The following is a 15,565-nucleotide window of genomic DNA, read 5'->3' on the forward strand; positions in this document are numbered from 1 at the left end:
TCCCGGCACGGCCGCGTCAACCCGCTCCGGTGGCACCGCCCCCGCAAGCGCTGCCTGGTGGGCACCGGCTCGTGGCGGCGTCCGCGCCTACCCGGAAACTTCGCGCACCGCGCGCACCGCGCGCTCGACCTCGTCGGCCGTGTTGACCAGGCTCGGCGCCAGCCGCGCGTAGGTGATGGCATAGGGACTGGTGCTGGCGATGATCCGGCGCGCCAGCAGCTGCTTCACCACCTCCGCCGGCGCCATGCCTTCGACCTCGAAAGACACCAGCCCGGCCGACAGGTCGGCCGACATCGGCGTGTGCAGCTTCACCTTCCGGTTGGCTGCCAGCCCGGCCTTGCACTGCTCGTTGAGCTCGCGGATGCGCGCGGCCACCCGCGCCCGGCCCATCTGTTCATGCATGCGGAACGCCGCGGCGGTCGCCCACTGGTGCTCGTAGGCGTGGAAGCCGCCGGGGGCCATGCGGTCGGCGGTGGTGGGCGTGGCCGGCGGCTCCTGCCGTTCCCAGGCCAGGTACTGGTCGAGGTCGGTGAAGCTGGGGATCAGCGGGCGCAGCCGCGCCCAGTTCTCCGCATTGGCCCACACCAACCCGGTGCCGCGCGGCGCGAACATCCACTTGTGGGTGCCGGCGCAGAAGTAGTCGCAGCCCAGCGTGGCGACGGTCTCGTCGGTCGAACCCAGGCCGTGCACGCCATCCACCACCAGCAGCACGGGCGGCCCCGGCCGCGTCCGCAGCGCCGCGGCGATCTCGCGGATCGGCAGGCGGATGCCGCTGCTGGAATGCACCCAGGTCAGCCCCACCACCTTCGTCCGCGGGCCGATGCCCTTGAGCAGCGCGTCGATGATCGAGTCCGTCGTAGCGGTGGCCGCCTCCTCGAACAGCGGGACCATGCGCATGCTGGCGCCGCTGCGCGCGACCGCCAGCCGGATCGACTCGTGGTGCGAGTAGTGGTCGTGCGTGGTGCACAGCACCTCGTCGCCGGCCTGCAGCGGCAGCCCCTGGTAGACCAGCGCCAGGCCGGTGGTGGTGTTGCCGGTCAGGCACACGTCCTGCGGCCGCGCCCCCAGGTACCCGGCGACCGCGGCCTGCACCTGTACGTGCAGGTTGCCTGCCCCGTCCGAGAACATGCCGTGCTCGACGGTGGCGAACGGATTGGCGTCGATCGCCCGCCGGTAGCCGTCGATCGCCGCCTGCACCGGCGCCGGATGGCTGGCGATGAAGAAGCTGGCGAAGTGCATCCATTCCGGATCCAGCGCGAACTGGGCACGGACGCCGTCCCAGGTGGACAGGTCCGGCATGGGCGGCGTGTGCGCCTCAAGCGCCGCCAGGAGGCTGCCCGGCAGCAGCGCGGCGGACAGCGCGGCCGGGGCGGCCAGGAGCCCGCGTCGGGTGATCGGCATGTGCTGCTCCCCAGTTGACCCCTAAGGGGCGATGCTCGGTCAACGCGCTGGGCCGCCCGGGGCGGCCAGGCGCAGGGTCGCGCCACGGTTATGGAAGCGGAGAAAACCGGACCGCCCAGCCGAGCCCGGCGCTCCGTCGATGGAGAAAAAGAGCCCGGCACGCCGAGCTGCGAACTCCGGTGCCGCTGAAAATTTGCCCGGTCCCGGGCAAAAGCCCCTGTGTTGAATAAATTTGTCCAACCGCCGAGCTCTGAGACCTGCGCGCCGGGTCGTTTACCCTGCGGATAGATCATCCGCCCGGACTTGCATGCGCCCCCCGGCGCCTCCTGTTTCCCTTGGGACGACCCGCCCGGGCGTGCCGCCTTCACGCCAGTTGAAGGCGGGCCGATCCATATCGCTTCCGTCCCCGTCCGGAGCTGTTGCCATGCGCCTTGCCGTCGCTTCCGCGGTGCCCATCCTGTCCCAGCTCGCCCGCCCGCTGGCCATCGCCCTGGCCGTGACCGCCCTGGCCGGCTGCAAGCCTTCCGGCGACACGGCCACCGCACCTCCCGCCGGCGCGCCCGCCGCAACCGCACCGGCGCCGGCCGCCACTGCGCTTACCGACCAGGACATCACCGAGGCCTACCACTACCTGCTCGGCCGCCTGCTGGTGCTGCGCCAGGCGCAACTGGACTTCGGCCAGGAAGGCTTCAAGTGGAACGAGATCATCCACCGCGACGTGGGCGGGGTGGCCTGGGCCAATCCCAACCTGGACGTGGCCTACAGCGAGGCCTGGATCGCGGTGGACGAGAACAGCTGCACCATCTTCAGCGTGCCCGACATCCAGGGCCGCTACTACACGGTGCAGTTCCTCAACGGCTGGGGCGAGACCGTGGCCAACATCAACGAGCGCAACTACCCCGACCACGCCAGCGGCGACTTCTGGGTATGCCTGAAGGGCGCCAACGTGCAGGTACCGGCCGACGCCAGGCGCATCGACCTGCCCGGCAAGACCGCGCGCGTGCTCTCGCGCGTGGAGCTGGGCGCCGACCCGAAGCAGGCCGCGACCCTGCAGAAGCAGATCACGGTGCGCGCCAGCGGCACGCCGGTGATCGCCGAGCTGCCGCGCACCCCGGACTTCCCCAACGACAAGCTGCCCGGCGCCGAGGCGTTCGACGCGGCCACCGTGGAAGCGGCCCTGTCCGAGCCCGACATCAACCCCGGCATGGAGGCGGTGCAGGCCAAGGTCCGCGCCGTCGCCCAGGCGGTGCAGGATCCGGCGCAGCGGGCGCGGGTGGACCAGGTGATCCGCGAGCAGTCGCAGCCGGCCATGCAGAAGGCCTTCGCCGGCATGGGCACCCTGCGCGACGGCTGGGCGCGGCCGGACGTGGCCGGCAACTACGGCAACGACTACCTGTCGCGCACGCTGGTCGACTTCGGCGGCATCTGGGCCAACAACCGCGACGAGGTCGTCTACTTCAAGACCCACACCGACGCCACCGGCACCCCGCTCGACGGCGGCAACACCTACACCGTGCACTTCAAGCAGGGCGACCTGCCGGCCGACCACGTGAAGTACTTCTGGTCGGTGATCGCCGTGGACAGCGAGAAGTTCCAGGTGATCCCCAACCCCAGGAACCGCTTCCTGCTCAACAACCAGTCCAAGCTGACCTACGGCCCCGACGGATCGCTGACCCTGTACCTGGCGCCGGAACTGCCCAAGGACGCCCCGGACGGCAACTGGCTGCCCACGCCCAAGGGCCAGAACTACCACCTGACCTTCCGCATGTACGGGCCGGACGAGGCGGTGCTGGACGGCACGTGGTTCCCGGCGCCGATCACGAAGCAGTAATGCCGCGTTCGCCTGGTTCCGCAGAAGCAGGCGCCAGGAGGCCACTGCGCTGATGGACGTGGCGCGCGCTCGAGCGGAATTGTTCGAGCGCGCCCAGCAGGAAGAGGGGGACGGAACGGCGTCCGTCCCCTCCCGTTGCGGCTACAGACGGCGCCGGTGGCCTGCTCCCGGTCGACGTCCGCATCACCGGCCGCATACAGCGTGGACGCGCTGACGTCGACGCGCGGCTGGCGTGGAGATTTCCTGCCGTGGGCGAGCGGGCCTCGCGCCCGCCTGCCGCGTGCGCAGGAAAGTGAACCTGGCCCCGTTCTCGCCGGCCTGCACGCGAAAAACCCGACACTGCCGACAATCCCCGGGACCCAGCGAGTCCCGCTTCCCACGCGCCGAGTCCAGAACGTGGCCGACGGCATTCCCGACTCGAACCGCCGAGTTCGGGGCTCGGTCCGTCGAGTCCAGCACCTTGCGTGCCGAGTTCAACACCTCATCGCCCGAGTCCGGAACTCGACGCGCCGAGTTCCGATCCTCACGCGCCGAGTCCCGGGCTCGACGCACCGGGTTCCGATCTTCACGCGCCGAGTCCGGAGCTCGGCGGGTCGAGTTCAGAGCTCGGCGGACCGAGTCCGGAACTCCATCGACCGAGTTCCGGACTCTGGTGGTTGCAAAAGAAACGGCCGCGCGCGCCAGGTGGGCGGGGCGGCCGTGGAAGGTGCAACGAGGGGTATTGGCCCGGGCGGGCCACGGTGCACCCCGGCGCAGGGGAGAGTCGGCGCCGGCGGGGGAAATCAGGCAAAGGGAAAACGGGCGGCGCGGCTCAGGCCTCGGCCGGTTCCGGCTCGGCGCTGCGGCTGCGGGCCCAGCGGCTGGAAAGCTCCTTGCGCAAGCCATCCAGGCCCTGCTGCTTGCCCGACACCTTCAGCAGCGCATAGCCCTCCAGCGCCGCGTCCATCACGTCGGCGCCCAGTGCCATTTCGGTGTCGCGGCCGCGCTCGGCCAGGCGCTGCACCCGGTCCAGCAGCGGCGCCAGCTGGTCCAGCGCCAGCAGGTCGGCCTGCGCCTCGGCCAGCGCCAACCCCGGCGGCACGATCTGCGGGTTCTGCGCCAGCACCCGCAGGGTCTGCCGGCAGAACACCTCCGACTTCTGCCCCATCTTGGTCAGCCGCCGGCGCTCGCCGATCGACAGCGACACCAGCCCGGCCAGGGCCTGTTCCAGCGCGGTGACGGCCTGCTCGGCCTGCGCCAGCTGCTCGTTGCTCAACTCCAGGGACACCAGGTTCTGCGTCATGGCGGTTCTCCTTCCGTTGGACCGGCCGGGGTGGCCGGCGAGGCAGGGTCAACGGAAAGGGAGCGCGGGTGTAGTCGGCGCGGGCCGCGTTGAGATGTGGGAAATGGGTGCGTGTTGGGGTAGGAATTTTCCTAGCGCCGTGTGGGATTAGTGCTCCCACCCCAAGCCTGCGGGTTAACCTGGTACCCGGTGGACTACCCACTGGGGAGCGGTACGATGGCAACGGGCGAAGACTGGTCGCGGATCGAGGTGGAGGCCTGCGTGGCCGACTACCTGCAGATGCTGGCGCTCCAGCTCAATGGGCAGAACTTCAACAAGACCCAGCGCATCCTCGCGCTCATGGAGCGCCTGGACGGTCGCAGCAAAGCCTCGGTCGAGTACAAATTCCGCAATATCAGTGCGGTGATGCTGGAGCTGGGCTGGCCGACGGTGAACGGCTACAAGGCGCTGGAGAACTACCAGCTGCTCCTGCTCGAAGTTGTCGAGGCCCAGCTGCAGACCAACCTCCCGCTGCAGGCCGCAGTCGAGAATGCCGTGCAGCGTCCCGCGGTCACCGCCGAACCCCACTCGCTCGCCCAGGCGTGGGTCGCCATACCCAAGCCCACCGCAGTCAAGGAAGCACCGCCGGAGTACGCACCGCGCTTCTCACCAGCCCGTCGCGACTACCTGGCCCAGGAAGCGCGCAACCGCTCGCTCGGCAAGGCAGGCGAACTATTCGTACTGGAACTTGAAGCCCAGCGTCTGCATGGCGCCGGCAAGAAGATCCTTGCCGACAGGATCGAACACGTCTCCGCCACCCAGGGCGACGGCCTGGGCTACGACGTGCTGTCCTTCGAAGAGGACGGCCGTGAGCGCCTGATCGAGGTCAAGACCACTGCCTTCGGCGAGCTGACGCCGTTCTTCGTCAGTCGCAATGAGCTGGCGCGTTCCGAGCGCGATGCCGCGCAGTACCAGCTGTATCGGCTGTTCGACTTCCGCGACAAGCCGCGGGTGTTCAGCCTGCCCGGCGCTATTGCCGGGCATTGTCAGCTGGATGCGGTGTCGTACTTGGCCAGGCTCGCGGGCTGAAGCCGCGCACAGAGGGAACCCGTCATGCTTTCGAACCTCATATTCCTTTCAGCATTCCTGCTCACAGCGGCCCTGATGTTCGCCTGCGTCGCGATCGCCAAACTGTCCCGCAAGCGCGGCAACAGGCGGTCACCGCTCCATGGGAAGAAGATCGCCAACCTCCCCGGTCAGCAACTCATGGCGCGGATCAACAAGCATGGCGACGACATGATTGCGGACTTCATGGTCATGTACCTGTCGCTGCCGATAATGCTTTGCGCCTGGGCGATCGCTCGTGTTGACTGGACAAAGTTCAGTTTCGGCATTGTCGAGGCTGCATTTCTGTTTGCAGGACTGGCACTGTTCGCCTATGGCCTCTGGTCCTACATACGCAACCTCAAGGCCTATTTGCGTGCCAAGGAAGGTCAGGTCGCCGAGCAGGTCACCGGCCAGTCGCTCAACCGCCTGGTCGGCCCACGCTGCAGCGTTGCACACGACGTGCCTTGCGAAGGCTTCAACATCGACCACGTGGTGATTGCCCCACGCTGCGTGTATGCAGTGGAGACTAAGTCGTTCCGTAAGCCCCACGGGTCCGACGACAATAGCCACTACAAGGTCGCCTTCGACGGGACAGCCTTGCGATTCCCCGACTTCGTGGACACCAAGGCCGTCGACCAAGCCCGCCGCCAGGCCCAATGGCTGGCTCGCTATCTCAGGGAAAGCCTGGGCCAGGAGATACCCGTCGTGCCGGCGATCGCCCTCCCAGGCTGGTGCATCGAGCGCACCGACGCCGCTCGCCGTAGCGACGTGCGCGTCTTCACCCCGATGGGGCGCGGGGCGGAGTTCCTACTGGATGGAGAGGAGATCCTGGACCTACCCAGGCGCTCGCTGATTGCCCAGGCCATCTCGCAGAAGTATCCGAACGTCGACTAGAGAAAAGGTGAATCTGGCCCGGCGTCCCAGCCATGGCGCACCTTGTTCCGAATCACCTGGTGCGCTCGCTAATGCATGGCGCAGCCAGTGATGCCAAGGATCAGGGTGGAGGTCAATAGCGAAATCGTGAAGCGGTAGACCATGAGGGGACGTCGAACCTTGGGTCTCTGCAGGGGTACGGCGACCGAAGCATCCGCCGCGCGCCGGTTGGTCGTCGCTCGACCGGGAAGGCATGGCAGGCGCCCACCGATGTGGCGGGTCGCGGGGTATGCACGCATGCGAATGGGGGCTGGTGTGGGGCGACCGCCGGCACTCCCCTAGGAAAGCGCACTCTGAAGCCTATTTCCCTCCCCTATTTCCATGGCCTGAGCCTCGGTAGACCATCGCCCTCTTTGTCTCCGCGCTCGCGGATGCGATATTAGGGCGATCGGGGCCACGTGAACACGCTAATGCCATCATCCCTCGTGGATATGAGACCAGCTAACAATAGCTGGCATCACATTGATGAAACATCCGACAACACAATAGTGTTCGTCCACGGGTATTTTTCGAACTCTACGCAATGCTGGCTTAGCAAATGTGGCAAGTACTGGCCTGACTTAGTCAAATCCGATTCTCGTCTACCCGCTGCATCGATCTTCCTAGGCGGCTACCACACAGCTATCGACTCCCATGACTATGGAGTGCAGGACTGCGGAAGAGAACTTATCGGCGCCCTTAAGAGAACGGGACCGCAAGGCGAGGCTTCGCCATTAACCCGAAGAAACATTTTGTTTATTTGCCACAGCCTTGGCGGAATCGTTGTGCGATACATTCTAGAAGCGTACCGCGAGGATTTCTCGTCAAAGAATATTGCTCTTTGCCTTATAGCATCCCCCTCCCTCGGATCCAAGTATGGAAGTTGGCTCAGCCCACTCTCAGCTCTGTGGAAAAACCGGGCCGGCCAGCAGCTTCGTGGATTCAACGAGTTTTTAGAAGATCTCGATGATCGCTTCATGCGCTTCCTGGAGATGCGCCCCGAGAACACGTTCAAAGGCGCGGAAGCGGTCGAGCATAAATCGCCGCTATTCTCGCGAATTCCATGGATTCCACGAATCGTGGAGAAGCGATCCGCCGGCCGCTACTTTGGCGAGCGGCGGACGCTCCCCAGAACAGATCACTCTTCTATTGCGAAACCATCGAGCCACTCACATCCATCGCACGAATTCCTAGTCGACTTCCTTAGCAAACTAGAATTCACGCGCGAAAACCAGAACCTCAAGCCCGCACAGAAAACCGCAACTCAACGCCTAATCGCGCCAATAGACGCCCTCTTTGATGTATACGACTCAAGATTCGAGCCGTTCTATCTCGAACGAGACCTCGATAGAATCCTGCACGGGCATGCAACCTTACAGAGCCTCTGGCTGAGCGGCGCGTCAGGCACAGGAAAAACTTGCGCTCTAAAGCGATACATTGCGCATCAGCGTGGCCAACATTTTCACTTGTGCCTTTCTCAACAAGGAAGCGATGCCGGCCGACAAGAGCTACTACGCGAGTTCTCGGACACCTTTAGCCAACTAGCAAGCGATAACGACATCGAACCCACCTTTGCCGGGATATCCGCCTTCCTAGCCAAGCAGGAGGCCAACGATATCGCCATATACATAGACGAGGTAGCCGCGAACGGCTCCGTTGGTAGCGAATTATTGAGCTTACTCGGAGAACTACTAACAACTTGGAAGCAGCGCTTTCATGATCGCTATCTACTTTTTACGGTGTCGTCGCTCTCGCAGCCAGCTCCAGAAACTTTAACTAAGGCCGCAAAGCTCCATGAGCTGTTCGCTTTCGTTGAGTCGGCACCATGGACGGATAGTGAACTGAGGAATCTTCACGAAATAATCTCCAAACAGCTTCCTTTACTACGAATTGAAGAGAAAGACCTCAATCATGTTATATCGCGAGCGAACGGATCCCCGCGCTACCTGAAAACCCTCTTTCGTATTCGCCATTTCGCCTCATCGGATGCCGAGCGCGCTCTTCCCTTCGCATTGACGCGCACCTCTGAACAACTTGGAAGCAGGCCATGACGCTGGCACAGAACCCAGTACTTAAGCCATGCACAATCATCCCCACTGCACTTTACGTTGAACGCGCGGCAGATCGTCAGCTCGCCCGCATCCTCAATGATATGGGCCGCCCTGGATATGTTCTCGTTGCCCGCCAGATGGGGAAGACAAACCTCCTTCTTAATGCCAAGAGGACAATGGCGGGCGGGCCTGACAAGTTCGTCTATGCAGACGTATCGAACATCGCCCCGGATCTGCGAACGTTCTTTAGGATGTTGATTGATACGTGCATTGACAGTTTCCCTGAAGCACTTAGGGAGGCGTCAGAGAGAATTGAAATCCGGCGGCGCTCAACGCGGCAACTGCTCGAACATAAAGAGCACGAACTCGAACTTCGCGACATTCTGCAGGCGAGCGATGGCCGCCTAGTAATCTGCTTGGACGAGATAGACGCACTCACTAAAACTGACTATTCCGATCAGGTCTTCTCTCTCATTAGGAGCATATACTTTTCGGGGCGAACAAACTTCGTAGAGTTCGCTAGGCTTACTTATGTGCTTTCCGGTGTCGCCGAGCCGACAGAGATCATAAAGAACAGGTCAATCTCGCCGTTTAATATTGGCGAGAAGATATACCTCGAGGACTTCAGCAGGGAGGAGTTCAATGGCTTTGTAAGGAAAGCAGGCTTACCGCTTTCGGAAGGCGTCATAGACACTATCTTTAGCTGGACTGGAGGCAATCCGCGCATGACGTGGGACCTTTGCTCCGCGATCGAGACTTATGACGGGGATATAACGTCGACAACCGTCGATCAGATTGTCGATAAACTCTATCTAAGCACCTTTGACCTTCCGCCTATTGACCATATTCGAACCCTTGTCGAGACGGACAAGGAGGTTCGGAGCGCCGTGATGGAACTCCACTACGGAAAGTCGACTTCCATCTCTGATCAGATCAAGAGCAGGCTCTATCTCTCGGGCATCATTGCAACACCAGATCCGAGCTCAAGCATTCGCATAAAAAACCGAATTATCGAGTCGGCCCTTTCCGAAAAATGGATTGAGGGGATCGAACGCAGTGAACACTCTGCCCTTGAGTACGCAAATAGGCTTTTCGCTGAGCTGAGGTATGCCGAGGCCCTGACAGCTTATCGAGCTTGCGAAGATGAGGGCACGATCGGGGACGCCGATCTTTTTGCACTTCGAAAAGGCACTTGCCAGTACTTCACTACAGACTACACAGGCGCCATACAGACGCTCACCTCTCAACCGTTCCCCAAGTCAAGGTCTGTTGACTTCTATGTCGCAAGTCGTTCAAAAATCGCGAATGCACACTTGATACTTGGAAATCTCGAAGACAGCATAGCTGCGTTCGAGAAGTTAATCGGTGAATTCGGTCCCGGCGAAGATCAGCCCCTCTCTTTCTATCAAGCGAAATTGAATCTATCTTCGGCGTACCTTGCACTGACTCCGCCAAATGCCGCCAAAGCTAAGGAGCTCTGCCGCTCAGTTATTGCACCGATTGCGAACACAGCGGCGTCGCAGATTACCCCAGAGATGCTGGAGCGCTACCAATGCGTGGCGCACTACAATGTTTGTGTCGCGGAATTAAAGGAGGGAAATCGACCCGCTGCTCGAGAAGCAATTGACAAGGCCATCGACCACGCCAGTCGCAGCGATCGAGCCACCTTGATGCTAGAGCGAGCGAAGGAATTCGAGCACGGCGCGGCAAGAGTAGAGGCTGTGATTGATTGCGCCCAGTATTGCATTGAGAACCGAGTGGCAATTTCGGCCGGCCCTGACGCGGAGCGTCAACTCGCCTTTTCTATCGACCGCGCAGCCTCGCTGATACTAGAGCTTGAGTTCGGTAGTGCCCGCGCCACTAAGGCACTCAGCTCCTACCTAAGCTTCTGTCTCGACTCCCAGGTCGGCCATGAGGTTTCGGTACATCGAGTGATTATGATGGCCGCGAACTTCGCGTTCGCGCAGCAACGCAATAGCGTCGCGCTCAAGCTCTACAGCGATGGCGCGAGACTTAGTGAATCATTAGAGAGCACCGACTACTGGTCCGTGTTCGCGTTCAATCTTGCGGTATGCCCCGCGGACGAGATTGCTGATTACAGAGAGCGCTTCGCGTCTCGGGTCGCCACATCTGGCGTGGGGAGCGAAGCCGCAGCCATACGAGCAGCGCACCGGGTTCTCAGAACTTTTCTTTCTGATAAGCGCGCAGAAGAAGCAGACGAACTACTGAACTCGTTGGGCGTCACGGAACTCGACCTGTCACAGCCGAACAGAAGCTTTGAAGGCCTCGTAGATCAGTTTTATCGACTTTGCACAAATGTCGCCCTTCAGCGCACGACGAATCTCCGAAGCGATGTGCGCGCGCTCTTCAATGCACTTAACGATTATTCCGGTCCAAAACCAGAACTCTATTCGCCAGATTACACCCGTCATTTGATTGGACAATTGATGTCGATGTGTCCGCAAGAATTTGCGCCGAAGACCATGCACCGCTCCAATCCAAAATTAGGCAGGAATGAGGTCGTTGTTGTCCGACTTACGGATGGCTCTACGGAACGAGGCAAGTACAAACGATTCGAGTCATTACTGCGTGACGGTCGCGCCACTTTGCTGGACCAACCCGAATGAAGTTCCGCGAGAAAGATAAGTACACAATGACCCAACGACTGTTTTCCGCCAGGATTCTTTTCGATCACATATTCCGTCGATACTCCCCACCCACGTCATACAGCGCATGGCTGATCTGCCCCAGGCTGTGGGTCTTGACCGCATCCACCAGCGCGGCAAAGACGTTCCCCCGCCTGCGCGCCGTGTCCTGAAGATACGCCAGGCCGTGGCCGTCGTGAATCTCGCCGGGGTCCTCGCCCTCCTCCACCCGGTGGCCGTGGCCGGTCTCCCCTTCCGGGGCCAGGCGGTTGCGGTTGGCCTGCCAGCCATGAACATTCGCGATCTGCTGGGCCTTCTCGGCCTCGGTGGAGCGGATCAGCTCGATCTCGGTGGCGACCTCGCCGGCGTGTTCCTTGGGCAGGAAGGTGTTGACGCCCACCAGGGGCAGCGAGCCGTTGTGCTTCTTGTGCTCGTAGTACATCGACTCTTCCTGGATCTTGCCGCGCTGGTACATGGTGTCCATGGCGCCGAGCACGCCGCCGCGCTCGCTGATGGCCTCGAACTCCTTGTAGACCGCTTCCTCGACCAGGTCGGTCAGGTACTCCACCGCGAAGCTGCCCTGCCAGGGGTTCTCGCAGAAGTTCAGCCCCAGCTCCTTGTTGATGATCATCTGGATGGCCACCGCGCGGCGCACGCTCTCTTCGGTGGGCGTGGTGATGGCCTCGTCGTAGGCGTTGGTGTGCAGGCTGTTGCAGTTGTCGAACAGCGCGTACAACGCCTGCAGCGTGGTGCGGATGTCGTTGAACTGGATCTCCTGCGCGTGCAGGGAGCGGCCGCTGGTCTGGATGTGGTACTTCATCATCTGGCTGCGCTCGTTGCCGTTGTAGCGCTCGCGCATTGCTCTTGCCCAGATGCGGCGGGCGACGCGGCCGATGACGGTGTACTCCGGGTCCATGCCGTTGCTGAAGAAGAAGCTCAGGTTGGGCGCGAAGTCGTCGATGTGCATGCCGCGCGCCAGGTAGTACTCGACGATCGTGAACCCATTGCTCAGGGTGAAGGCGAGCTGGCTGATCGGGTTCGCCCCGGCCTCGGCGATGTGGTAGCCGGAGATGGACACCGAGTAGAAATTGCGGACCTGGTGGTCGACGAAGTACTGCTGGATGTCGCCCATCATGCGCAGGGCGAACTCGGTGCTGAAGATGCAGGTGTTCTGGGCCTGGTCCTCCTTGAGGATGTCGGCCTGCACGGTGCCGCGCACCGTCTTCAGCGTCTCGGCCTTGATCGCCGCATAGGTGTCGGCGTCGAGCAGCTGCTCGCCGGTGACGCCGAGCAGGCCCAGGCCCAGGCCGTCGTTACCGGCCGGCAGGTCGCCGTGGTAGCGCGGGCGCTCGCGGCCTTCGAAGAACGCGTCGATCTTCTTCTGCGCCTGCGCCCAGCGTTGCGGGTCGGCCTTGAGGTACTTCTCCACCTGCTGGTCGATGGCGGTGTTCATGAACATCGCCAGGATGATTGGTGCCGGGCCGTTGATGGTCATCGACACGCTGGTGGTCGGCGCGCACAGGTCGAAGCCGGAGTACAGCTTCTTCATGTCGTCCAGGGTGGGGATGTTGACCCCGGAGTTGCCGATCTTGCCGTAGATGTCCGGGCGCGGCGCCGGGTCTTCGCCGTACAGGGTGACCGAGTCGAACGCGGTGGACAGGCGCGCGGCCGGCTGGCCGGCGGACAGGTAGTGGAAGCGGCGGTTGGTGCGCTCGGGCGTGCCCTCGCCGGCGAACATGCGGATCGGGTCTTCGCCGGTGCGACGGTACGGGTAGACGCCGCCGGTGTACGGATAGCTGCCCGGCAGGTTCTCCTTGCCGAGGAAGGTCAGGAGCTCGCCCCACGACTTGTAGGTGGGGGCGGCGATCTTGGGGACCTTCTGGTGGCTGAGCGATTCGCGGTAGTTCTCGACGCGGATGGCCTTGTTGCGGACCTGGTATTCGGTGAATTCGTCGGTGATGGACTTCAGGCGCTGCGGCCACTCGCGCAGGTTGCGCAGGGAGTCGCTGGAGAGCGACTGCACGGCGTCGTTGTAGCGCTGGCGCAGGGTGAGCAACGACCGGTCCAGCGCTCCCTGTGTAGGAGCCCATCTCATGGGCGACCCGACGGCCTCGCCCTGCCCCGCGTTCGCCAGCGTAGCCGGCACATCCGACGCCTTCGCCGTTCCATTGCCCGTGTCGCCCATGAGATGGGCTCCTACAGGGGATCCCCCGTGGTCGGGGCCGGCATCGGCGCCCAAGGCGGCGGCGCGTAGAGCGGGGCTTGCCCCGCTGCCCTGGAGCGCCGGCAGCAAGGCATCGGCCGGATACAGGCCCAGCGGTTCGGGCAGGCGGTCGTCGCCCAGGTCGCGCAGCGACTCCCAATACGACTGCGCACGGCTGGCGGTCTCGGCCTCGGTCTCGATCCTGCGGTTGATCGCCCTGCCCTGCTCGGCGATCTCGGCCAGGTAGCGCACCCGCGCGCCGGGGATCAGCACGGTGGCGCGCGGTTCCTTGAGGCTGGTGTCGATATCCGGCCGGAAGTCGCAGCGCCCCGCCGTTGTAGGAGCCCATCTAATGGGCGACCCGACGGACGCGTCCTGGGCCGCGTTCTGCGGCGTGGCATGGGTATCCGGCGACTTCGTCGCTCCATTGCCCGTGTCGCCCATGAGATGGGCTCCTACAGGGGGTGCGTCGCGGTTGTACAGGCCCAGCTTCTGCCGCAGCAGCCGGCACAGGTTGGCGAACATCCAGCTGATGCCGGGGTCGTTGAACTGGGAGGCGATCGTCGGGTAGACCGGGATGTCCTCGTCCTTGACGTTGAAGGCGACGCGGTTGCGCTTCCACTGCTTGCGCACGTCGCGCAGCGCGTCCTCGGCGCCGCGGCGGTCGTACTTGTTGAGCACGATCAGCTCGGCGAAATCGAGCATGTCGATCTTCTCGAGCTGGCTGGCGGCGCCGTAGTCGGAGGTCATCACGTACATCGGGAAGTCGACCAGGTCGACGATCTCCGAGTCCGACTGGCCGATGCCGGCGGTCTCCACGATCACCAGGTCGAAGTCCAGCGACTTGAGGTAGGCCACGCAGTCCTTGAGCACCGCGTTGGTGGCCACGTTCTGGCGGCGGGTGGCCATCGAGCGCATGTAGACGCGGTGGCTGCGCAGGGAGTTCATGCGGATGCGGTCGCCGAGCAACGCGCCGCCGCTGCGGCGGCGGGTCGGGTCGACCGAGACCACGGCAATCCGCATGGACGGGAAGCTGGAGAGGAAGCGGTTGAGCAGTTCGTCGGTGACCGAGGACTTGCCGGCGCCGCCGGTGCCGGTGATGCCGATGACCGGGGTGCGGCCGGCGGCCAGCTGCCACTGCTTGCGCAGCTTCGCCAGCTCGGGCTCGCCGAGTTCGCCGTCCTCGATCGCGCTGAGCGCGCGGCCGATGGTGATCTCGTCGGGGTAGGAAGAAAGGGGGTCAGGTTCACTTTTCCCCTTCGCGGACGAAGCGGCTGGCGCGATGTCGGGGGGAAAGTGAACCTGACCCCCTTTCTTTTCCCGCGCCCCGGCGGCGCGGGCGACGACGTCCTCGATCATTTCCACCAGCCCCATCTTCATGCCGTCGTTGGGGTGGTAGATGCGCTCGACGCCGTAGGCTTCGAGCTCGCGGATTTCTTCGGGGGTGATCGTGCCGCCGCCGCCGCCGAACACGCGGATGTGCGCGGCGCCGTGCTCCCTGAGCATGTCGACCATGTACTTGAAATACTCGACGTGGCCGCCCTGGTAGCTGGACAGCGCGATCGCGTCGGCGTCCTCCTGCAGCGCGGCGCGCACCACGTCCTCGACGCTGCGGTTGTGGCCCAGGTGGATGACCTCGGCGCCCTGCGCCTGGATCAGCCGGCGCATGATGTTGATCGCCGCGTCGTGGCCGTCGAACAGGCTGGCGGCGGTGACGAAACGCAACGGGGTGGCGTCGGGGTTGACGACCGGGATTACATCTGAGGAGCGGGGGCTGGCGGGGGTGCTCATGCGTGCGCTGCTGGAATCAAGGACTTGGGCCCGATTCTAGTGCTTGCACGCGAAACGTATGGGTGCGCTGCAGCGTGACTTTGGTCGAAGCGCCGGCGCGTGACCGGCGGCGTCTCGTAGAGCCGGGCTTGCCCGGCTGGTGGCCTCTCGTAGAGCCGGGCTTGCCCGGCTGGTGCGCGGCGGGCGGTTCAGCCGGGCAAGCCCGGCTCTACGGGGGCAGGCATCGGACGCGGACGCAGGTGCGGTCTCCCCGGCTCCTACAAGGGCAGCTTCCACGCCGCCGGCAAGCCCGCCCCGCCCGGCCATCGGGCGCCCTGGGGAGACCGCCCATCGAGGGGGCGGGCTTGCCGGCGGCGCGGTCCT

The 15,565-nt window shown here is 63.6% G+C and carries 8 protein-coding genes; 5 read left to right on the forward strand and 3 right to left on the reverse strand.

Going from position 1 to position 15,565, the window contains the following annotated elements:
* Positions 1–87 precede the first annotated feature (87 nt).
* Complete coding sequence (locus tag ABKA19_RS10075) at positions 88–1,401, reverse strand: aminotransferase class V-fold PLP-dependent enzyme (RefSeq protein WP_353688784.1); 1,314 nt, start codon at positions 1,399–1,401, stop codon at positions 88–90.
* A gap of 424 nt (positions 1,402–1,825) precedes the next feature.
* Between ABKA19_RS10075 and ABKA19_RS10080 the strand changes: the two genes are divergently transcribed.
* Positions 1,826–3,232 carry a DUF1214 domain-containing protein gene (locus ABKA19_RS10080; protein ID WP_353688785.1) on the forward strand — a complete coding sequence of 469 codons (1,407 nt, stop codon included), beginning with the start codon at positions 1,826–1,828 and terminating at the stop codon, positions 3,230–3,232.
* An 811-nt stretch (positions 3,233–4,043) separates the two neighbouring features.
* Here ABKA19_RS10080 and ABKA19_RS10085 read toward each other — a convergent pair.
* Positions 4,044–4,514, reverse strand: a complete 471-nt coding sequence (locus ABKA19_RS10085) for a hypothetical protein (RefSeq protein WP_353688786.1) — start codon at positions 4,512–4,514, stop codon at positions 4,044–4,046.
* 216 nt (positions 4,515–4,730) lie between these two features.
* Between ABKA19_RS10085 and ABKA19_RS10090 the strand changes: the two genes are divergently transcribed.
* From ABKA19_RS10090 to ABKA19_RS10105, 4 genes are all read left to right on the forward strand, one after another.
* Positions 4,731–5,582, forward strand: a complete 852-nt coding sequence (locus ABKA19_RS10090; RefSeq protein WP_353688787.1) for a protein NO VEIN domain-containing protein — start codon at positions 4,731–4,733, stop codon at positions 5,580–5,582.
* 24 nt (positions 5,583–5,606) lie between these two features.
* Positions 5,607–6,494 (forward strand): nuclease-related domain-containing protein, encoded by an 888-nt coding sequence (locus ABKA19_RS10095; protein WP_353688788.1) that lies wholly within the window; start codon positions 5,607–5,609, stop codon positions 6,492–6,494.
* 449 nt (positions 6,495–6,943) lie between these two features.
* Positions 6,944–8,563 carry an esterase/lipase family protein gene (locus tag ABKA19_RS10100; RefSeq protein WP_353688789.1) on the forward strand — a complete coding sequence of 540 codons (1,620 nt, stop codon included), beginning with the start codon at positions 6,944–6,946 and terminating at the stop codon, positions 8,561–8,563.
* Positions 8,560–11,190 carry an AAA-like domain-containing protein gene (locus tag ABKA19_RS10105; RefSeq protein ID WP_353688790.1) on the forward strand — a complete coding sequence of 877 codons (2,631 nt, stop codon included), beginning with the start codon at positions 8,560–8,562 and terminating at the stop codon, positions 11,188–11,190. Before ABKA19_RS10100 ends, ABKA19_RS10105 begins: the two co-directional genes overlap by 4 nt.
* Before the next feature lie 64 nt (positions 11,191–11,254).
* Here the strand turns inward: ABKA19_RS10105 and ABKA19_RS10110 are convergent, their stop codons facing one another.
* On the reverse strand, positions 11,255–15,202 hold the full coding sequence (locus ABKA19_RS10110) for a methylmalonyl-CoA mutase family protein (protein WP_353688791.1): 3,948 nt from the start codon (positions 15,200–15,202) through the stop codon (positions 11,255–11,257).
* Positions 15,203–15,565: the final 363 nt, after the last annotated feature.

The sequence above is a fragment of the Pseudoxanthomonas sp. Soil82 genome, from assembly GCF_040446535.1.
Taxonomy (GTDB): Bacteria; Pseudomonadota; Gammaproteobacteria; order Xanthomonadales; family Xanthomonadaceae; genus Pseudoxanthomonas; species Pseudoxanthomonas kaohsiungensis.